This is a genomic window from Chitinispirillales bacterium ANBcel5 (genome assembly GCA_029688955.1).
In the GTDB taxonomy this organism is placed as follows: Bacteria; Fibrobacterota; Chitinivibrionia; order Chitinivibrionales; family Chitinispirillaceae; genus Cellulosispirillum; species Cellulosispirillum alkaliphilum.
The window spans coordinates 144,180-165,210 of sequence record JARUKZ010000005.1 but is presented as its reverse complement, the minus strand read 5'-3'; the positions used below and the strand labels follow the sequence as shown (position 1 = coordinate 165,210).

At 43.8% G+C, this 21,031-nt stretch carries 18 protein-coding genes; 10 read left to right on the top strand and 8 right to left on the bottom strand.

Annotation, left to right across the window (positions count from 1 at the left end):
* The first annotated feature begins 21 nt into the window (after positions 1 to 21).
* On the top strand, positions 22 to 1,728 hold the full coding sequence (locus QA601_04410) for an ABC-ATPase domain-containing protein (protein ID MDG5814308.1): 1,707 nt from the start codon (positions 22 to 24) through the stop codon (positions 1,726 to 1,728).
* A gap of 8 nt (positions 1,729 to 1,736) precedes the next feature.
* Here QA601_04410 and QA601_04405 read toward each other — a convergent pair whose 3' ends face one another.
* The 4 genes from QA601_04405 to QA601_04390 form a co-directional block, all read right to left on the bottom strand.
* Positions 1,737 to 2,084, bottom strand: a complete 348-nt coding sequence (locus tag QA601_04405; protein ID MDG5814307.1) for an SH3 domain-containing protein — start codon at positions 2,082 to 2,084, stop codon at positions 1,737 to 1,739.
* A 188-nt stretch (positions 2,085 to 2,272) separates the two neighbouring features.
* On the bottom strand, positions 2,273 to 2,749 hold the full coding sequence (locus QA601_04400) for a hypothetical protein (protein ID MDG5814306.1): 477 nt from the start codon (positions 2,747 to 2,749) through the stop codon (positions 2,273 to 2,275).
* A gap of 124 nt (positions 2,750 to 2,873) precedes the next feature.
* Complete coding sequence (locus QA601_04395) at positions 2,874 to 3,116, bottom strand: hypothetical protein (protein ID MDG5814305.1); 243 nt, start codon at positions 3,114 to 3,116, stop codon at positions 2,874 to 2,876.
* Between the two features lie 3 nt (positions 3,117 to 3,119).
* Positions 3,120 to 3,314 (bottom strand): hypothetical protein, encoded by a 195-nt coding sequence (locus tag QA601_04390; GenBank protein MDG5814304.1) that lies wholly within the window; start codon positions 3,312 to 3,314, stop codon positions 3,120 to 3,122.
* Positions 3,315 to 3,930: 616 nt separating this feature from the next.
* On the opposite strand from QA601_04390, the gene QA601_04385 reads away from it, so the two are divergent.
* Positions 3,931 to 4,368 (top strand): Hsp20/alpha crystallin family protein, encoded by a 438-nt coding sequence (locus QA601_04385; GenBank protein ID MDG5814303.1) that lies wholly within the window; start codon positions 3,931 to 3,933, stop codon positions 4,366 to 4,368.
* Positions 4,369 to 4,422: 54 nt separating this feature from the next.
* On the opposite strand, the gene QA601_04380 is transcribed toward QA601_04385, so the two are convergent.
* The gene (locus tag QA601_04380; GenBank protein ID MDG5814302.1) at positions 4,423 to 5,475 is read right to left on the bottom strand and encodes a glycoside hydrolase family 5 protein; all 1,053 of its coding nucleotides are present in this window, start codon (positions 5,473 to 5,475) and stop codon (positions 4,423 to 4,425) included.
* A gap of 325 nt (positions 5,476 to 5,800) precedes the next feature.
* Between QA601_04380 and QA601_04375 the strand changes: the two genes are divergently transcribed.
* The 3 genes from QA601_04375 (at position 5,801) to QA601_04365 (ending at position 10,825) form a co-directional block, all read left to right on the top strand.
* Positions 5,801 to 6,403, top strand: a complete 603-nt coding sequence (locus QA601_04375; protein MDG5814301.1) for a pyruvate kinase alpha/beta domain-containing protein — start codon at positions 5,801 to 5,803, stop codon at positions 6,401 to 6,403.
* A gap of 540 nt (positions 6,404 to 6,943) precedes the next feature.
* Positions 6,944 to 10,459, top strand: a complete 3,516-nt coding sequence (locus tag QA601_04370) for a BspA family leucine-rich repeat surface protein (protein ID MDG5814300.1) — start codon at positions 6,944 to 6,946, stop codon at positions 10,457 to 10,459.
* Between the two features lie 150 nt (positions 10,460 to 10,609).
* The gene (locus QA601_04365; GenBank protein MDG5814299.1) at positions 10,610 to 10,825 is read left to right on the top strand and encodes a hypothetical protein; all 216 of its coding nucleotides are present in this window, start codon (positions 10,610 to 10,612) and stop codon (positions 10,823 to 10,825) included.
* A 16-nt stretch (positions 10,826 to 10,841) separates the two neighbouring features.
* On the opposite strand, the gene QA601_04360 is transcribed toward QA601_04365, so the two are convergent.
* Both QA601_04360 and QA601_04355 read right to left on the bottom strand, forming a co-directional pair.
* Entirely contained in the window at positions 10,842 to 11,834 is a 993-nt protein-coding gene (locus QA601_04360; protein ID MDG5814298.1) for an AEC family transporter, read from the bottom strand.
* Positions 11,835 to 12,575, bottom strand: coding sequence for a hypothetical protein (locus QA601_04355; protein ID MDG5814297.1), 741 nt, complete (start codon positions 12,573 to 12,575; stop codon positions 11,835 to 11,837).
* Between the two features lie 314 nt (positions 12,576 to 12,889).
* On the opposite strand from QA601_04355, the gene QA601_04350 reads away from it, so the two are divergent.
* The 5 genes from QA601_04350 (at position 12,890) to QA601_04330 (ending at position 16,943) form a co-directional block, all read left to right on the top strand.
* Positions 12,890 to 14,140: a mechanosensitive ion channel gene (locus QA601_04350; GenBank protein ID MDG5814296.1), complete on the top strand. Its 1,251-nt coding sequence runs from the start codon at positions 12,890 to 12,892 to the stop codon at positions 14,138 to 14,140.
* Between the two features lie 195 nt (positions 14,141 to 14,335).
* Positions 14,336 to 14,704 carry a hypothetical protein gene (locus tag QA601_04345; protein ID MDG5814295.1) on the top strand — a complete coding sequence of 123 codons (369 nt, stop codon included), beginning with the start codon at positions 14,336 to 14,338 and terminating at the stop codon, positions 14,702 to 14,704.
* A gap of 39 nt (positions 14,705 to 14,743) precedes the next feature.
* Positions 14,744 to 15,643: a hypothetical protein gene (locus QA601_04340; protein ID MDG5814294.1), complete on the top strand. Its 900-nt coding sequence runs from the start codon at positions 14,744 to 14,746 to the stop codon at positions 15,641 to 15,643.
* A 226-nt stretch (positions 15,644 to 15,869) separates the two neighbouring features.
* Positions 15,870 to 16,184, top strand: a complete 315-nt coding sequence (locus QA601_04335) for a PTS sugar transporter subunit IIA (protein ID MDG5814293.1) — start codon at positions 15,870 to 15,872, stop codon at positions 16,182 to 16,184.
* 42 nt (positions 16,185 to 16,226) lie between these two features.
* Positions 16,227 to 16,943, top strand: a complete 717-nt coding sequence (locus QA601_04330) for a 16S rRNA (uracil(1498)-N(3))-methyltransferase (protein ID MDG5814292.1) — start codon at positions 16,227 to 16,229, stop codon at positions 16,941 to 16,943.
* 54 nt (positions 16,944 to 16,997) lie between these two features.
* On the opposite strand, the gene QA601_04325 is transcribed toward QA601_04330, so the two are convergent.
* Positions 16,998 to 20,951, bottom strand: a complete 3,954-nt coding sequence (locus QA601_04325) for a hypothetical protein (GenBank protein ID MDG5814291.1) — start codon at positions 20,949 to 20,951, stop codon at positions 16,998 to 17,000.
* Positions 20,952 to 21,031: the final 80 nt, after the last annotated feature.

Genomic DNA, 21,031 nt, shown 5'->3' with positions numbered 1-21,031 from the left:
AACATAATCGGGGAAATTATTATGAACACCATTACCGATCTGCAGAAGACATTACAAAGAATCGACCGCAAAGGGTATAAAGCCTACAAGAGTATCACCGGGTCCTACCGGGCCGATTTCTACACTCTTTTTATCGACCATGTTCAGGGCGATCCCTTTGCCGCCCCAAGCAGAATCCGGGCAGTTATTCCCCAAAAACACGCCGGTTTTCCCGCAGATACGTTTGCGGGGCGTAGTCGGGAGATCGCCCTGCGTGACTTTCTGACCCGGCGATTCAGCGAAGCCGCCCATACAATCACCGCCCACAATAAAAGCGCCGGCAAGAGCGGTCGAATCGGTATCGACAGCCCCGGTCAGGAAATTTTGGAACGAAGCTCCGCCTGGATAAATGATCGGGAGGTCGAGCTGCGCATCACGCTGGGTCTGCCGGCTTTCGGAAGAACTATTGACGGACAGCTTGCCCAAAAGATGATTATGGATCAGCTGCCCCGTATTCTCTATGCAGTTCTTTTCCGCAACCTTAACTCCGGGGCGGTGTATCGGCATGTGGAAACAGCGGAGGACGCCGACGCGTTAAGGGGTATGCTGCAACGGGAAAATCTGATCGGCTTTGTGGCATCGGGCGCAATCCTTCCCCGGCGAAGCGGTATAGACGACCGTCCCATGTCACCTACCAACGCGATCCCCTTCGAGCCGCCCCAACAGCTTGCCCGCACCTTTTCGCTTCCCAACGGAGGTGAGATCCGCGGGATGGGCATTCCCCGGGGGGTGACTCTGATTGTGGGGGGAGGGTATCACGGAAAGTCCACTCTTCTTCGGGCTCTGGAGCGGGGGGTATACAACCACATCCCCGGTGACGGGCGTGAGTTTGTCATAACGGATCGCCAGGCGGTAAAAATCAGGGCCGAGGATGGGCGACGCATAGAGAAAACCGGGATCGATCCCTTCATCTCAAACCTTCCACGCGGTATCGATACCCATCGGTTTTCATCCGATGACGCCAGCGGCAGTACCTCGCAGGCGGCGAATATCATCGAGGCGCTTGAAGCCGGTGCTTCGGCACTACTGATCGACGAAGACACCTCCGCCACCAATTTCATGATCCGCGACCACCGCATGCAGGAGCTGGTGGCAAAGAACCGTGAACCAATTACCCCTTTTATCGATAAAGTGAGGCAGTTGTATACACAGTACGGGGTATCCACAATTCTGGTGATCGGAGGCTCGGGTGATTATTTCGATGTGGCGGATACGGTTATCAGGATGGATGAATACCGGCCCGAAGATGTAACGGAACAGGCGCAGCAAATCGCCCGCAAGTATCGCCTTCAGCGATCTGCTGAGGGGGGAGAGAGTTTTGGCCCGATCAATCACCGGGTGCCCCTTCCCGGGAGCCTCGACCCCTCCAGGGGAAACAAAGCGGTAAAAGTGGCCCCACGGGGACTGAAGACCATTCAGTTTGGCCGGGAGGATATAGATCTGAACGGAATCGATCAGCTGGTTGATACCAGCCAGACCAGGGCCATCGGTGAAAGTCTGGTGTACCTGAAACGGTACATGCACGACCATTTGACAGTGAAAGAGCTGCTTGATCGATTGGAAGATGATATTCGTGAAAGCGGCATAGACTGTATCACTCCCGGCAAACCGGGTGATCTCGCTGAAATCCGAGGTGTGGATGTGGCGGCAGCACTGAATCGGCTGCGTTCCCTGCGAATCGCATCGTAAAGGGCAACCTACTCTTTTTTCAGATGATTGAGTGGAGCCCACGCCCATGTTTCCGGAGCATTTTCTTTTACCGCCCATATCCACCCATTAAGCTCATACGATGCCACCAACAATTCATCGATGGCTAAATTGTGTTCCTGAGCATCATAGTCCCGAAGCGAAGTAGCCCTTTTTCCTTTAATATCCAGGTATTGCTTAGGTACCCAACCCTCTTTGTGTTTGCCTTTACAAAGAACCCAATCTGCCCAATCTCCATCCGAATCGGATTCTTCCACCACCTGAAGAATTTCTCCCTGCTCAATTCGGATCGGATGTTCTATCTCTGTGCTGTATTCTTTTACTACCCTGTAGTTCATAAGCTCTTCTCCAAAAGACTCGCGGTTTTTAATTTCTAACATGAATAAGTATAATACATTTCGCCTGTGGTGCCCGGTAAAAGATCTAAGATAGCATGCGGGTGAGAGGGAGCTGCCAATCGTGCGATATACTTACGTTAGTCATTGCTTGCAGGCTTGTCTTATCCCCTCACTTGCTGCATATGGACCTACGGACAAAGCTCTTTAGAAAATTTTTCCGGAGAACCCATTCTTCCACATAGATTTGCCTGCCGGATTTCTTCCACTTTCCATGCAGATTCTGAGTTTTCGCGTTCCAGAAAAAATTGAAACCATTGTCCTCTAACAGCATCATCGAGATACCCTTCTTCTACGACTGTAATTGTTGAATTAGAAGGATTTTCTACTCTGTCATTTTTCAACAAAATACTGACAAATCTTGCATCTGAAATCCTGCGATATTTCTGAACAACCAGAACAGGACTATAAACCCAATCTTCTCTATTATCCGCTGCGGAAGTAATTTTGACATTAAAATCCTTAACATCTAAATTATTATATGATACTACAGGAAATTCATCTGGCCTTTGATCGTTAGCAGTTCTGGAACAAGACAAAACCACCAAAGCAGTTAAAACAGGTAACTGTTTCCCTTTCCACCAGTTTATTTTGGCCTTTTTTTCCATGTTAGTCTCCTAAGCTTTTTTCCCTTCGAACCTGTTTTCTCTGTGTTATCGATTGTATACAAGTTCCTGGTTTTTTCCTATACTAATCTTGGCTATAGCATTTTTCCAAAAAACCATATTTGGGTTACACGGACAACTTTTTTCCGTAAGTTATGAAAAATAGTGAAATTAATGAAACAAATAATCCTGTTAAATACAACCTGTACCCAAACCCAATTATTGCTATAATTATTGCCCCAAACAAGCCACTAATGGCTATAAGCCCCTCTTTTGTTGAAAACCCATTTTTCAATCTATTAGCTCCTCCGCTTTTCTGGTGTTCATCATTTTCATCTGTCCCGCGCCAGAATACAACCTCACTCCTCATGTATCATTTATTAGTTCTTTTAAACAGCCTAAGAAATAGTCGAAAAGAAATTAAAAATATAACTGCTACTAATACTCCCATTAATGCCCAATGCAAATTCATCACGTTTGCAATGTATGTTCCTAAAGACCCCCCAATTGCACCTGAAAGAAGTGCAGACCAAAACTCATTTAAGTTTTTTTTAGGCTTTTTTTCCATCTTAGTCTCTTTTGTCTCCTTTTTGCACTCTTATGACTCAGCTCCCCGGGCATTAAACGATCAGCTTCCCCTGAGGTAGCGTAATGTCCTGAAGATAAGTGTTGTACCTAAGGATTATTGCCACCAATCCTCTAAACACTCCTATTCTTACCCCTTGCGTGAACGAAGCGGAGTGTTTGCGTTAGATCCATGCTTATTATTTGGAATTTTATATTCTGTTGTTTTCTGCAAAACCATCATTGTAAATATAGTATCGGCAGTGAAAAAGAATAAAGAATCATGATACTACCAGGTCTCTTATGCAGTAGCTACGCAAGGCAGGGAGGGACATTGTGCCCCAATGGGTTAAGCCGACCCGAGTTCGCGAAGAGCCAGCCAAGGCTTTTTTATCTGCTCCCGGTTTGGCCCGTAGCCGCTGTTTCAGACAGTGCCACCCTCTCCCTGTTTCACTCTTAAACAACACGAACACCCACCTGTTTCATCTCAAAACATCTGACCATACACCACCTCGCCGTTTTTAACCATTTTTGCCCCTTCCTCAAATTGGCACACCCGTTGCATATATAAGCGGGTGAAAACGGATACTAAATGTTAACTATACAAAAGGAGGTTTCTTATGAGTGCTCTAATCAGATATTCAACACCAGCTAACACTTTGGCAGATCTTATGGATGACTTCTTTGGTGAAAGCGCATTCGAATCTGCACATCGTGAACTAACAAACGGTAGTTGGCCAAGAGTTGATATCAGCGAAGAGGATGATCATTACCTCATGCACGCTGATCTACCCGGAATGGATAAAAATGAGGTAAAAATCAGAGTTGAACAGGGTACCCTCACTATCGAAGGTGAAAAAAAGGCCGAAAGAAAAAAAGAGAAAGGAAAGTACAGACATCTGGAACGCAGCTATGGAAGGTTTTCAAGATCCTTTACTCTTCCTGAAGAGATAGAGGAGCAGCGCATTGAAGCAAAAATGAATAATGGAGTTCTTGAGCTGAAACTGCCAAAAAATGAGAGGGCAAAAAGAAAAGCAATAGAGATCAAAGTTAATTAACAGTGATTCAAAAAAGAGAGGGGAAGCGTTAAGATCCCCCTCTCTTTTCTTCCTTTACCGCAGCGGTCTGATTCGTATTCTTCGTCTTCGTTCTTCTTTCTCTTCCTGAGGCTCTTCCTCCTCCTCTTCAACTCCTGCATAATACCGAAGTTTGCGCCTGATCATCCTGCCCGAGCGCGTTAGCTCATTTTCTGACCACCCTCCGTAATATCGTGCTCCCGGTACAAGGGCTGAAGCAGTTTCATCCTTATCCCCAATTGACCAGTTACACCAGCTAATATTGTGCTTATCCATAAAGTCAAACCAAGCTTCTGTTTCCAGACTATCAAGATATCCATCCCCTGAATATAAACAGGTCCCAAACTCTGAAGCGAACAATGGGATTCCCTTATCAAGTGCTATTCTTGCCCTCTGGCGTAGATCCTCCTTGTGACTGGCTGCATAGAAATGCAATCCATAAACAATATTTTCTCCCTCCAGGGGATTCATCGCAGCCTCATCCACCCTCTGACACCAGTGAGGGGTCCCTACAATTATAAGATTATTGGGATCGATAGCCCGAATCGCCGATACCACCTGCTCTGCATAGGGTTTCACCACCTCATCCCAGGACACTTGTTTGGGCTCATTATAAATCTCATAAATTATGTTTGGATGGTCTCCGTAACGGCGGGCCATACTCTCAAAAAACTCTACCGCCTCTTCAACGTAATTGTGGGCATAATAGCTATGCCAGTCTATTATTACATAGATTCCGTTTCGAATCGCCGCATCAACCACTCGCCGTACAAGCCTTTCCTGAGATCGGTCGTAGAGATAGCCACTCAAAGTCTCATCATGCTTAACCCCCATTGCAGCCCGTACCACCGTTACTTTCCAGTCCTCCACAAGCCAGTCCACCACGTGACGATTATAATACTTCTCCATCCACTGGCTCCAGAAAAAGCTCATTCCCCTAAGCTGTGTAGGTTCTCCATGCTCATCCACAACCGTGTTTCCCTCAACCCGCAGAAATCCGTGTCGCTCTACCGGCGCTTTTTCATCTGCGCTGCTAACCGCACAGAAACCAATTGTAAGCAAAAAGGTGATTAAAAGCAGCTTACCCATCAATAGTTCTCCTTGCCTGAAATAAAAAATTCAGATTCTTAATTTCCAATATGAATTATGGAAGCACTCATTGGCGTTAAAATTCAATTCAATCAAAGTGCGGTTATTAAAAAGGTGTTATAATACTTTCTCTTAACCCTCTATTCATTCTATATATAAGCAGAGCATCAGACCACTTTTTTGTTCAGGCCTTATTATTAGTGCGGCTGAAAGTTTTGATTTGAACAGCGATACTTAGTCATTGAACCGGTCATTTAGTATACTTTTACTGCTTTTTTTCAGCATACAAAAACCCAATCGTTTTAACAACCAAAGGAGGTCTTCTATGCCTGCCATACCGGTTAATTTCTATGACACTGAAGGGATAGAAAATTCAGATGCAACTCTTAAAAGCATTCGCAAAAGAGCAAAAGAACTTGATATCAAACAGATTGTGGTAGCAACTACAACCGGACAAACTGCGCTTAAGTATGCAGATGCCCTACCTGAAGCTGAGATTGTTGCTGTTACCATGCATGCAGTTGATAAGGATGTCTTTGTTAACAGGCACGGAGAAAAGGTAATGGCAAAGGATCCTCACATTATGGATAGTGCACGTCAGAAGGGAGTAAAGTTTTACACCGGCGTTCACCCTCTTGGCGGAGCAGTCAGCAGTGCTTTGAGTGGTACCTTTGGTGGCTACACTGCCCATGATATCATCTCGGAGATGCTTAAAAAGCTCTTCTCCACAGGCACCAAAGTCGCAATCGAATGTGCTCTGATGGCCGCTGATGCAGGGTATCTTGATATGAGTAAGGATATTATTGCCGCCGGTGGATACAGAGGAGGAGCAGATACTGCGGTTGTCATGAAACCGGCTTTTAGCTATAAATTGTTTGAGATGAAGGTAAGGGAATTTATCTGTTTCCCCAGAGAAAGCAGGGAGTGAACCATTTTTTAGCCTGACACCAAAAGCACTAACCCTGGCCATGCCCTTGATTTACATCATCGGCTCAAACTGTTCATTTCTGTCCATGGCCATCAGTGCTCTGATGTAACAGTTAACAGTAGACAGTGGTCAGTTTACAGTCATTGGAAAATGGCCCTATGAGGAATGGTTTAGAATCGGTGCGAAACATATAATTCTGCGTGTAGGGTATTAAGACCCAACAGCTCCTAATTACATCATCGGCTCAAACTGATTATTTCCGCCTGTAGCCGTTGGTGCTCTGATGTTATCAAATACCAGTAGGTGCGAGACTGTTTACAGATATAGAAATATGACAGCAAATACGATCTGCGCCCAAACGAAAAGCACGAGCACACAAAAACAATTCTTTTTCTGTTCTTTAACCTCTCAAATTCGGCTTTAATGTTATATATTACTGTATAGATGCTGATAATTTCCATAACCACCCAGATTAAGCCAGTAGCATAAACAGAGATCAGGCATAGCGCTCTACAAACATTCAATCAGGGAGTACAAACAATGAAACTCACCCACATTCTCACCTCACTTCTACTGCTTGCTTTTACCACCCACTCTTTAACCATTGAATTTGACACCGAGCTGTCTGAGGGAACCACGATTGTGCTGCCGTTGCGCGGAACTGTTAATGTTACCATCGATTGGGGTGATGGAAGCGCCCCTCAGCAGTATTCGGTAGCTGGAAACGTACCGTACACCTATAACAGTGAGGGACAGTACGTTGTAACGATTACAGGTGAGCTCACCGGGTTTGGGTTTGGAGGTGACCCAATACATATTCCGGCATCTGATTCTAATGTAAACCGTATGGCAAAGCTTGAAAAAGTATCCGATTTTGGCAATCTTGGGTTGCGAAGTCTTTCCGGAGCTTTCAAATCTGCCTCTAATCTTACTGAAGTGCCTGAACAGCTTCCGTCTTCTGTTACTAATTTGAGTTATATGTTTAATGAAGCACGATCTTTTAATGGTGATATAAGTAGATGGGATGTGTCCAATGTGACTACTATGAGATACATGTTCTATGGGGCGGTATCGTTTAATCATGACATAAGCCAATGGGATGTGTCTAATGTGATTCACATGCAGGGCATGTTCAGGAGTGCATCTTCATTTAACCAGGACATAAGCCAGTGGGATGTATCAAATGTAATTAGCATGAATGGGATGTTCATTTTAGCGATATCGTTTAATCAGAATATAAGCCAGTGGGATGTGTCCAATGTGACCAACATGAACAACATGTTCTCTCGCGCAAGCTCTTTTAATCAGGATATAAGCAATTGGAATGTTAGTAATGTGACTAACATGGGGGCTATGTTTGGTGGTGCAAGCTCATTTAATCAGGATATAGGAGCCTGGAATGTATCGAATGTGACTAATATGCATGGAATGTTCGCTAATACGGAATCCTTTAATCAGGACATAAGCCCATGGGATGTATCAAATGTAACTAACATGAGAAGGATGTTCGCAGATGCGACCTCCTTTAACCAGGACATAAGCCGGTGGGATGTGTCAAACGTTTCATTATTCGACGACTTTCTTCTGGGAGGGACACTTTCAACAGCTAACTACAACAACCTTTTAATCAGCTGGTCCCGACTCCCTCTTCAGAACAATCTCACCTTTCATGCCGGCAGCAGTCGTTACCACAGCACAGCACAGCCGTATCGACAGGCAATAATCGATAACTTTGGGTGGACAATTATCGATGGAGGCATGATCGAATACACCGATTCTTTCTACCTTTCCCTCATTTCAGACCCCGAAAACTCAGGCAGCCTCTCTGGTGCAGGGCGTTTCTCTACCGGTGAAATTGTTGAGATCAGCATACAACCCGACATCAACCACACTTTTATCCAATGGCAAACCGATAATCCAGATATAATAAACAACATCCACGGAATGACGACCCTTGTCACCATGCCCGAACACGACGTAACGATTACCGCTGTTATGGCCCCGATTTCAACAGTTGATTCAGCATCCCTTCTACTCTCTCTGAACCCCCAAAACTCAGGTACTCTCTTAGGTGAAGGACGTTTTCCTACCGGGGAAACTGTTGAGATCAGCGTACAACCCGACATCAACCACACTTTTATCGAATGGCAAAGCGATAATCCGGATGTAATTGAGAACACCCACGAGATGACGACCCTTGTCACCATGCCCCAACACGATGTAACGATTACCGCTGTTATGGCCCCGATTTCAACAGTTGATTCAGCATCCCTTCTACTCTCTCTGAACCCCCAAAACTCAGGTACTCTCTTAGGTGAAGGACGTTTTCCTGCCGGGGAAACTGTTGAGATCAGCGTACAGCCCGACATCAACCACACTTTTATCGAATGGCAAAGCGATAATCCGGATGTAATTGAGAACACCCACGAGATGACGACCCTTGTCACCATGCCCCAACACGATGTAACGATTACCGCTGTTATGGCCCCGATTTCAACAGTTGATTCAGCATCCCTTCTACTCTCTCTGAACCCCCAAAACTCAGGTACTCTCTTAGGTGAAGGACGTTTTCCTGCCGGGGAAACTGTTGAGATCAGCGTACAGCCCGACATCTACCACACCTTTATCGAATGGCAAACCGATAATCCGGATATAATAGAGAACACCCACGAGATGACGACCCTTGTCACCATGCCCCGGCACGATGTAACGATTACCGCTGCTATGACCCTGAGCTCACCATATCTGACAGGTGCACACCTGCTCGAAAATGTGGATGATCCAACCGATACACTGCTCCTCTCATTTCAAACGGCAATAGAACACACCTCGCTTTCAGGCAATTCTCTTCAGCTCATAAGCCGGGGGACGGAAGACACCACCTCAATCGCTGTGGTGGAACTACTGCCAACACCCGGCGACAGTGCTGCCCTGGTGATCGTTTCCTCCACTGAGGGGCGCACGATAAAAGCCGGTGATCTTTTGCGCTTACTCCCTTTCGAAAACGGAGGACCCGTGGTTGGTGCAAACAATAAAAGAGTACACCCGGAAAACAGACCGGTCACTGTTAGCGCCACGTTACCTGAGCCTGTGGCAGGCTGGTATAAGGATGAGAGCGGAAATGGCTTTGTGGATGCAGTGTATGTGGAGTTTAACCGCTCTGTAACTGCTAACGACCTGACATTTACTATCGAATGGGCCGGACAAACGTTCACCGCTCAGGAACAGGACCTTTCCGTCAAAAACGCGTCAACAGTAAAAATCACCCTTCCCCAGGATTTAAAAGCAGCAGCCGAAGTGGCAACATCGGGTTTAATGAAAGCGATTGTGGGGTATGAGTTATCCCCCGAAGTACACCGGGAAATTTTTGTTGAAGACAGAGCAGCACCGGTACTCTTAACGGCTCAGGTATTTCCCGCAAGAAACCGGGGCGACGGTACAAACACCTTTGATACGCTGCGAGTGGTCTTTAGCGAACGGGTAACCATCGCTGATCACGATCACTACTTTTCTCTTCTCAGACTTCAGGACACTCTCTATACACTTGAAAACATTACCCTTCGCTCCCGGGGAGGAGCTTCAGCCGATTTTATCTTCCGCAACACATCTCATGTCCGGTACCCAGTGAGTGGAGACAGTATCCGCATTGCCCCTCACACAATTGAAGATCTGTTGGGCAATGCCCAGAACAACCCTCTGAACCGATATGTTCCACTGGAAGTGGTTTATCCAAAAACAGAGTGGACCTTATCAGCCGGACCAAGTCCGTTTAACATCTCATACGGTGAGACAATCACAGCACGGCTGGAACCTGAGGAGATCATATACAACAATATCGATATAGAGAATGCACGTCTGAGGATTTACGACCCGCTTGGCTCGGTTGTTTTTAGCAGTGAGGCGTTCACGTTTATTGAAGGTGGTTATCAGGTCAGTTGGAACGGTCGCAACAGAAACGGAAGAGTTGTAGGTACAGGAACCTACATGGTGGTTGTAACGTTTAACGATACATACGGAAAGCGGCGTAAGAGTACATTGATAGCGGTAACAAGGTGACTCTGAACAAATTAGTAAATAGTACTTATTAGTTGTAAAAAGCAGTAGGTGGACAGCGTGGTAACTGTTCACCTTGCTGCTTATGGCTTATAGGCACACAATTCATAGAAAATTAGCGCACTACAAACATTCGATCAGGGAGTACAAACAATGAAACTCACCTACATTCTCACCTTACTTCTACTGCTTGCTTTTTCCACCCACTCTTTAACCCTTGAATTTGATACCCGGCTCTCTGAGGGAACCACGATTGTGCTGCCGTTGCGCGGAACGGTTAATGTTACCATCGATTGGGGTGATGGAAGCGCCCCTCAGCAGTATTCGTATAAATCATCTGGAAAGGGACGGGTATTTACACTGTTTTAAATAATCAGGTCGATTCTTACAAAAGAAAATAAAGCCATATCGGTAAGGTAACCGCACTCAAGGCAGTACTGATAGCAAGTAGTGAAGATACAAACTGCTCTTCAACATTATATCTGACTGAAACAACAGAACTGGCAACCGCAACCGGAGTAGCCATAAGTACCACAGCCACACTGATTGCCGTTGATTGAGCGGATGGAAAAATTATTTGTATAACAAAGTAGGTTACAAGAGGTAGCAAAATCAGTTTACCACCAATGGTAAGAGAAAGTGGCAGAAAATTTTTCCCTACAGAATCGAAGCTTAGTGTACCACCTACAGCAAGAAGCGCAAGTGGCAATCCCATTGTTCCGGTAAGTTTAAAAAAGGTGTGTACAGCAGAGCCAATTTGTGCAAGTAGGAGAGGGGGCTGCTTTTCCGATACACCGTTATACCCAAGTGCACTTAGTAACCATGAGACAAAGAGACCCAGAACAGCGGCAATTATCACAGGGTTAATTACTGCTCCTTTAACACTGTTCAAAAAACCACTATCTTCCCGCCCGCTGAAAAGCCCCATCACTATAAAAGAAACAGTTACAAACAGAGGCATCGAGATTGCATTTACCACTGCCGCCATCACCAGTCCCTGGTCATCCCCAAAAGCAATTGATATCAGGGGGAAACCCATGTAGGCTACATTGGCCCACAGTGATCCAAAAATTACTGCAGAGGCGATATTTCTTCTGGGGCGAAATAGTAAAACACCGGCAGTGTACAGTATAAATACCAGACTAAGGGCAATTATGGTCCCAAAGATCACAACAGGATTAAGCAGCTCCCCGAATGGTTGGGTTACCAGTTCAGCGAATATGAGTGCCGGCAGCGCAAAAAAGTAGGCCAGATCACTTAAAAATCTCTGATTACCGGCATCCATGATGTTTTTCACACGCAGCACTTTTCCCACGCCCATAAGGGCAAAGACCGGAAAAATGATACGCAGGACTTCGAAAACTCTGCTTAATTCCATTTACTGTTTTTCTACTATAACTATTAAACTACAGACTTTAGAACCGTCACTTGAATGCAAAGGAATCGATGATGCATAGTACTCGGTATCATCTATTAACAGTATACTTTCATCTTCTGTGTGCTCTATTGATTGAACATCCATACCCAAAACAGAATCACCATCTTTTACAATGACTTTGGTACCTTTAACGGTCGCGAGATTTTCCAGAAACTCTTCATCAATTTTTACCCCACCGGTAGCATAAAACGGTATATCTGCAATGCTAAAGGGAGCTTTTGCCTGAAGTGTAAGGTGAGTTTCACCCATTGTTTCCTCTCGCAGCACCGAAACCCGTTCAGAGAGCTGCCGTATTCTTGATTCAGCGCTGTTTCCTGCATTTGCCGGAAAATGTCCGCTTGAAAGGATCACATAATCGGAGTCCAGAATCTCAAGAAGAGAGAAGCCCATTGGATCACGAAATTTTACCGCAGCCCGTGTGACTGTCTGAGCAGAGCGGTTTTGTTCTGCAAGAAGTCTCATTGCAAAATCTCTGTCAGATGCAATCTGTTGAGCAAAGTAGTTCAGTCGGTTTCGAATATCCTTTTTCACCTCTTGGAGCCTGTGCTCAACGGCCTGGCTGGTAAACTCAACCTTTAAACGCTGCGGTTCTATGACTTCCCGTTCTACCCCATGCTCAAGAAAGTAATACACCGATATAGCACTTATTGCTGCTGTTAAAAGCGGAATTAAAAATTTCATCAATAGCCTCTCTCTTTTTTCTTTTCAAAGACTCTCTGTTTGCCTGAATAGCCAACAAAAATACAATATACACATCTGCAGAAGAAATTTGCGGGTGTTTTTAGCAAAACAAAGTTCGTACTGTAAGCTCTTTTTGTTTTAAAGAAAAAGGCTGAAGCAGGATTTTAAATCTATTCATGGGTATAAAATGCCACTAACCGTACTTGCAATATCCTTTTTTCTCAAAAAGTAGTATCTTTATTACCATTTAGTATTTTTCTCTTTTAACCTCATTGCATTTTACTTTTTTCAATCCGTTATTTTTTGGAGTTTTTATGCCCGAATCGTTATTGAACATAAAGCTACCAGACTTTCTACTTCCTCTGTTATTACTGGCAACGATTGCTCTGGTTCTTCATTTTATTGCTCGACGTTATAGTGTTAAAACCTTAAAAAACATGAAGTTAAAGAGTGCCACACGCTGGGATAAGATTTTGATCCAGTGCAAGGTAATTCACCGCGCCATCCATTTTATCCCTGCTACAGTGATAAGTTTTGGCTTACCGTTTGTTTTTAGTGAAACAACTCAAGCCTTTACCAATCTCTCCAAAATGCTTAACCTTTATTACATAATCGTCGCTTTTGGTGTTTATGAAGCGCTTTTAAGTGCTGTACGGGATGGCTATGAGCGGTACGAAGTATCCAAAAGGATCGGTATACGGGGTTTTATTCAGGCATTTAAAGTGGTAGGAGCTCTTTTTTGCATTATACTGTTAATCAGTCAGTTAGCAGACAGAAGTCCTCTCTATTTTCTCTCCGGTCTGGGAGCATTCACTGCTATTTTACTTTTGATATTTAAGGATTCTATTCTTGGTCTCGTTGCAGGAATTCAGCTTTCCACCATGGATCTGGTACGAAAAGGGGACTGGATAGAGATGCCAAAGCATGGTGCAGATGGGGATATAGTAGATATCTCTCTTACAACCGTACGGATACGCAATTTTGACATGACCATATCAGCGATACCGGCCTATGAGCTTGTTAGTTCATCATTTAGAAACTGGCGTGGAATGACCGAATCGGGCGGTCGGCGAATAATGCGCTCCATTCATATCGATCTAAGCTCAATAGAATTCCTAAGTAGCCTGGATGTGGATAGGTTGATGAAAATTAAACTTCTTAAACCCTACCTGAGGCATAAAATTTCAGAAATAGAAAAGTCCAATGAACAAGAGTTTGCAGATGAAGACCTTTCCTGCCTTTCTAATGGCAGAAAGCTTACGAATATTGGAACATTCAGAGCCTACTGTATTGCTTACCTTCGTTCTCATCAGAAAGTGCATCAGGGAATGATACAACTGGTAAGGCAACTCGAACCCACCCCACAGGGACTGCCGCTGCAGCTTTATGTATTCGCCAAAAGTACAGTGTGGGTTGAGTATGAGTCGATTCAGGCAGATATCTTCGATCATCTGTTAGCCATTCTGCCCGAGTTTGGGTTAAGGACCTTTCAATCCGTTTCCGGAGCCGATGTGGGTAATGGCCTTAAATCAACTCTCCCTAATTTTACCGAATCCCCTTCTTAAGAAATAATTGGTATAGCCACAGGTTTCCAAATGCCATCTGCACCCGGGTAGAGAGCCGTTTAGAGGTTTTCAGTACCCGGGTGGTATGCTTTTTGAGCGTACAGATCTTTAAAACACAACCGGTATATCCTGAAGTGTGTCTATTAAAATTGGCTGAATAATTGCAGGTTTGTGTTTAACAGAAAGGATAACAACGTGAAACCAATCCTTAAATGGCAGTATGAGCAGCTTATAAAAGAGCTTATTCTTTTACAGGGGCACGAAACCGATAAGGCCTGTCCCTGCCACACCGAGGGGGAGTTGTGTATCAGAAAACACCTCCTTGCCATCGAAGCCTATGCTCAGGAGACACTACCAATAGAGGTAAGTAAGGAGTACAAAAACAAGCTTGCCCGGCTTGCCTCCGAAGCTATGGAACATCGCCATGAAGAGGAGCGGTTTCTGTGCAAATTATCCCCCTCACCCGATATTGCAGACTGGACACGGGAATGGAGAAAGCAGTTTGAAAGTTATTGTCTGGGTTGTGACAATTTAAAACGGGAGCAGAAAAAGGAAGAAAGTTAAGGATTAGCATTGTCCTACATATTTTAAAAGAGAGGTAGCATGAAAATTACTTGCTGCTACGATTCTTCAACAATCTGGAAAGCTTCACTACAATACCTTTTTCTTAAGCAGTTCCAGTATGTTTTGATCATTCTCTCTTTCCCCTCCTTTGCTGTTTATCAGGGTATAACCGGAAATATCAATATTTTTGGGGTTATTAGTGCAGCCACACCAGTTTTCTGGTTTTGCTGGTGGTTCATTAAAGTCAACAGGCAAGTCCAGCTGTGGAAAGAGCTGCCTCAACGCATGATTAATTTTCAAATAAATGATGAAGGGTTTTCTCTGGGTACTAATCAAGCATCGGTGGAAGGGCAGTGGGATGTTATAAATGAGATTGTGTTTTTAAGAAGCTTTATTCTTCTTAAACCCGGTGGGGTATTCCATACTATTATCATTCCACGCAAAGATAAATTCATAGAAGATGCGCTGGTGCAGTATGTTTCAAGTGCTGGAGGAAAAATTTCCGCCAGGTCCGATAGTAAGTTAATTACCGGGTTTTTCTTTTATATAACTTTAGCTGCTATCGTGTTTATCTCATTAATTATGGTGTTAGGTCACGACTCTCCTGTGCTGCAAACAGTTACTGACACTACTGTAGAAAAAAGTGTTGAACCTCTGCCTGAAGATAAACTCCGTATCCAGGTTGGTCAGTTCAAAGCTGAATGCACCATTAAAGATAACAGTGCCACCTTAAAGGTACTTACAGGCTCCAAGATCGAAAACAATGACACTCTCGGGATTGAACTTGCCGTTTTCTCATTTTTAGATTCTCTGTCCCAAAACTCCCTATCTTCAGTTACTTTCAATTATGCGTATACCCTAAATGAAGATAATATCAACAGAGTAAGTCGTTTTTATTCCCGCTCTCAAATCGAATCTCTTCTTGAGGAAATACACTGATATACTTCTAGTATGGGGATAGTAGAACTTCATCAGCTATTGTTTAGTTGAGGGGGTCTTTGCATTAAAACTCTCAGCTAAAGTTTTATTTTAAAAAGTCAAACCATATGTACAATGAGTCTTTACTCTTCAGCTAATCATAAATACATTTAGTTGAATAGATACTTTTTTGATTAAATCCAAATAACACTTAACAATCATTTATTTTACTCCTCTTACAATACTTTTGTCGAGAGAAGATTCCATGAGTACCGGCATGCAGTACGGGATCACTATTCCTCATGCTAAAACAGATGCAGTAACGAAAATCAGCATCTCTTTTGGACTCGCAAAAGATGGTATAGATTTTAAATCTTTAGATGGAGCACCCTCAACTATTTTTGTTATGATCCTCTCTCCTGTTAATGTTTCTGGTCCTCATATTCAGTTGCTCGCATCACTCTCAGCTCTTTTGAATAATGCTGAAGCACGACAGAGACTCCTTTCGTGCAAAACAAGCAATGAAATCTACTGGTTTTTTAGAAAAGGGCTGGAGAGATAGTTTTCAGCCAACACTCACAGATATGTGTGTTAAGGAAAAGACGTGAATTTATTAGTACTTACAAAAAGTGACCTGGTAGAGGATAAACCCAATTGCGCAGTAATTAAAGATTCCACTCGTCTACGGCACATCAGCTCTACACTTAAAGCCCAAACAGGAACAACTCTTAAGGCTGGTATGGTTGACGGCAAAGTCGGAAAGGCTGAAATTATCTCTTTTTCCACTAATCACTGTCTGCTGGAACTGAATTTCAACTCTTTGCCCCCGCCTCCGCTTGACTGCACTCTAATTATGGCGATGCCAAGGCCTAAAAGTTTAAAAAAGGCCCTCGAAGCAGCTATTGTAATGGGAGTAAAAAGTATCTACATTATTCAGAGCTGGAGAGTGGAAAAAAGCTACTGGTCTTCGCCTGTGCTTAACGCTCAGTCTTTACTTGCCATTTCTCACAAGGCACTGGAACAATCGGTCGATACTGTTTTACCATCCATAAAAATTAAGAGAAGGTTCAGACCGTTTGTGGAAGATGAGTTACTGGATATTATCGGTAACAGAACTGCTTTTGTGGCACATCCCTACCATAGTATTAAAATCCCTGCTAAAATCGAGGATAGTGCTGTTATCGTAATAGGACCTGAAGGTGGGTTTATCCCTTTTGAAGTCGAGCTGTTACAATCTCACGGGTGCCAATGTGTAACTATGGGAAAAAGAATACTGCGAGTAGAGCATGCGGTTACGGCGTTTCTGGGTAAATTGCTTTAAACCAATATGTTAATGCTGAGGTATCTGCTCTAAAGCAGATACCTCAGGCAACTATTACTTAAAACGCCTGATCAGTTTTCCAACCATATAGATACCACTTGAAACCATATACAGACCAACTGCTATATGAATACTGTCTTGAGATGAAAAGCTGATTATTCCTGAAGTCAGTGCTCCCAAAGCAGCTACACCAAAAAAGAGTCTGCTCACCCCTCTGGGGTTAAACTTTTTGCGGCTACCTGAAGAGTTATCAGCAGATGAACCGGCTTTTACCATAACACCAGCCATCTCTACCTCTTTGGTTTCAGGATTGTAAGTTTTCTTCTCCCGATTCTCATCTTTGTCCTGAGTCTGCGAATCCAATTCAAACTCTATCTCTATTTCGGATTCAGAATCTTGCTCTTCAGACTCATCGAACTGTGCTGATTTTTCAGCAATTGGTGACTCTGAATCAGTTTTGGTACCCGACTTATCGTCAGATACACTACTGAAATCTGCTTTTTCTTCTACACCAAACTCTGCCTGTTCTTCTTGCTGCTTTTCCATCAATTCGGGTTCATCATCATAGCTTTGAACCTGATCTTCTGTTTCTTGCTCTTGTTTTTCAGGTTCAACCTCAAGCTTATCCTTTGCTTCTGGTTCTTGCGTATCTTCGTTATCCATTGGTTCTTTGTCTTCAACCGCAAGCTCCTCTGACTGCTGCTCTGTTGATGGTAACTCATCTTCATCTTTTGATTCCTGCACAACTGGAGAATCTGCTAACTCTGCCGGTTCTTCCTTTTCCGATTCCTCTTCAGCGGAAAAGGCCTCAGCGTCTTTAGCTACTGGTTCGAATTCAAGCTCAAACTCCCGCGATTCAGAATCTTGGACACCTTCTTTGTCTTCCGTTTCCGAATCTTTTTCAGATTCAGATTTGGAATCGAATACCGGTTGTGGATCTGTGCTTTCGATACTTTCCAAAGATTCTGCCGCTTTTGGTTCAGATTCTTCCTCAACAGCCTGGATCTCTTTCTCTTGAACTTCCGCTTCAGTTTGAGGCTCTTCTTCTGCTTCGGATTCAAAATCAAGTTCCAGTTCAAATTCCTCTTCTGATTCTGGTTCCTTCTGCTCTGGTTCAATACTTTGCACTTCTGTAACAGAATCCTTTGGTTCTTCTGTACCTTGAGAATCTTCAACCAATTGCTGTGCTTCGTTTTCGGGTTCAGAGTCTTCTTTCTTTGCCTTTTTCTTTTTACCAAAGCCGAATTTTTTCAGAAGATTGGGTTTGGTTTTGGGCACCGGTTCTTTTTCAGTTTCCTGCTCGGTTTTAGATTCGGCTTCAGCCCCCTTAACTATTTGCGGATCTTGAGCTGGTTCTGGCTCTGAAGACTCCTCTATTGTTTCGAGAACTTCGGGGTTCTCAGTAGCAGCTTCAGATTCCGGTTTTTCTTCTAAGGATTTTACCTTATCGGCTTCAGCCTCAGAGTCTTGAGTAGCCGTCTCGGCCTGAGCTTCCGGTTCAGCCACGGACTCCTCTTCTGCTTCGGGTTCGAAATCAAGCTCGAGTTCAAATTCCTCTTCTGCTCCTGATTCCTGCCCGATTACTTCTTTTTCATCTACATCAGCAGCAGACTCTTTTACCCCTTCTGCTGGCTGTGGTTTTTCTGAAGACTCTGCTTCCTCGCTGTCAGGCACAAATTCTTCTTTTTCTTCCTTTTTCTTTTTACCAAAACCAAATTTTTTCAAAAGGTTAGGTTTGGTTTTGGGCTTATCTGCTTCGTTTTCCTCTGTCTGTTCGGTATCTGATGTAACTGCCGTTTCCTGTTCCTTTACTGTGTCTGGTTCTGATTCTTCTATGGTATCAAGAACCTCAGGGTCTTCGATAGCAGTTTCTGGTTCTGATTTTTCTTCTGCGGATTCAACCTCATCGGTTACAGACTCAGATTCTTCAACAGCGACTTGAACCTGAGCTTCAGGTTCACTCTCGGACTTTTCTTCTGCTTCAGGTTCGAAATCAAGCTCCAGCTCAAATTCCTCTTCTGCTTCGGGTTCTTCTCCGACTGTTTCTTCGACTTCTTTAGCTTCTGCTGGCAGTTCTGTCTCCGGCCCCGATCCGGATTGCTGTAATAGAGGATCTGTTTCAACTTTTGATTCTCCATCTGCTTTCACTTCAGATACATCACTTTCAGTTTCAACCTGAGCATCAGACTTGTTTTCAGATTCTTCTATGGCCTCTGGTTTCGATTCTTCAACGGCTTCAGCTTCTTCATTTTTGTCATCCGTTTCCGTTTTGAGTTCTGTTTCAGGTTCCTCTTTCAGTTCAGGCTCTGATGCCTCCTCAACGGCTTCAGTCTCATCAACCTTAGACTCTGGTTCCAATTCTTCAGTCGCTTCACCATTTTCAGCTTCAGCATCATTCTGAGTTACAGGTTCTGTCTCAGACTCTTGTGCTTCTGGCTCAATTTCATCAGTTTTACTTTCAGTATCTTCGACATTGGCCTGGGCCTGAGCTTGGGACTCAGTTTCTGACTCTTCCTCTTCAGCAGGTTCGAAACTAAGTTCCAGTTCAAACTCCTCTTCAACTTCCGGCTCTTGTTCTACCTCTTTATTCTCCTCAGCAGTAGCTTCCTTTGCCTCATCTTCTTGCTGGGCATTTTCTAAAGATTTTGCCTCTTCATCTTCAGACAAAGTGTCAGCTTCTTTTGCCTTTTTCTTTTTTCCGAAGCTGAATTTTTTCAGAAGATTAGGTTTAGTTTTGGGCTTTTCTACTTCTTCTTCCTTTGCCGTTTCGGTGTCTGAGTCAACTGCGGTTTCTTTTGTGTCTGATTCTGCAGATTCTTCTATGGGTTCTTGGAGAACTTCACCAACAGCTTCAGGTTCTGATTCCCCCTCAACTGCTTCAGCTTCTTCAACCTTAGACTCTGATTCTGATGCTTCAACATTTTCAGCTTCAGCATCATTCTGAGTTACAGGTTCTGTCTCAGACTCTTGTGCTTCTGGTTCAATTTCATCAGTTTTACTTTCGGAGTCTTCGATACTGGCCTGGGCCTGAGCTTGGGACTCAGTTTCTGATTCTTCCTCTTCAGCAGGTTCAAAATCAAGCTCGAGTTCAAACTCTTCTTCAGCTTCTGAATCTTGTTCTACCTCTTTACTCTCCTCGGCAGCAGCTTCCTTTGCCTCATCTTCTTGCTGGGCATTTTCTAAAGATTTTGCCTCTTCATCTTCAGACAAAGAGTCGGCTTCTTTTGCCTTTTTCTTTTTTCCGAAGCTGAATTTTTTTAGAAGATTGGGTTTAGCTTTGGGCTTTTCTACTTCTTCTTCCTTTGCCGTTTCGGTGTCTGAATCAACTGCGGTTTCTTTTGTGTCTGAATCTGTTGATTCTTCTATGGGCTCTTGGAGAACTTCACCAACAGCTTTAGGTTTTAATTCCCCCTCAACTTCTTCAGCTTCTTCAACCTTAGACTCTGGTTCTGATGCTTTAACATTTTCGGCTTCAGCATCATTCTGAGCTACAGGTTCTGTCTCAGACTCTTGTGCTTCTGGTTCAATTTCATCAGTTTTACTTTCGGAGTCTTCGATACTGGCCTGGGCCTGAGCTTGTAACTCAGTTTCTGATTCTTCCTCTTCAGCGGGTTCGAAATCAAGTTCCAGTTCAAACTCCTCTTCGACTTCCGGCTCTTGTTCTACCTCTTTATTCTCCTCGGCAGCAGCTTCCTTTGTCTCTTGTTCAGGCTGATTTTCTGAAATTTCTGCGTTTTCATCCTCAGACAGAAGATCTTCTTTTTTTGCCTTCTTCTTTTTTCCTAATTTGATCTTTTTTAGAAGATTGGGTTTAGATATTTGCTTCTGCTTATTGTCCAAAGCATCTGGTTCAGTTTCCAAGTCACTATCTTCCTCAATTTGAGGTTGCGCGGGGTTTGTAGTTGTGCTGGTGTCTGCTTCTTCATCTTCAGAATTAGTTTTCACCGATTCTGCAGTTTTACCCTGAGCAGAAACTAAATCACCGATATCGAAATATTCCTCATCCATAATTAAAACCTCGCATGATTCAGATTATTAAAAATTAATTGTTATCGAAAACCATTCTGATGCACCAATCTGCTTTCTCA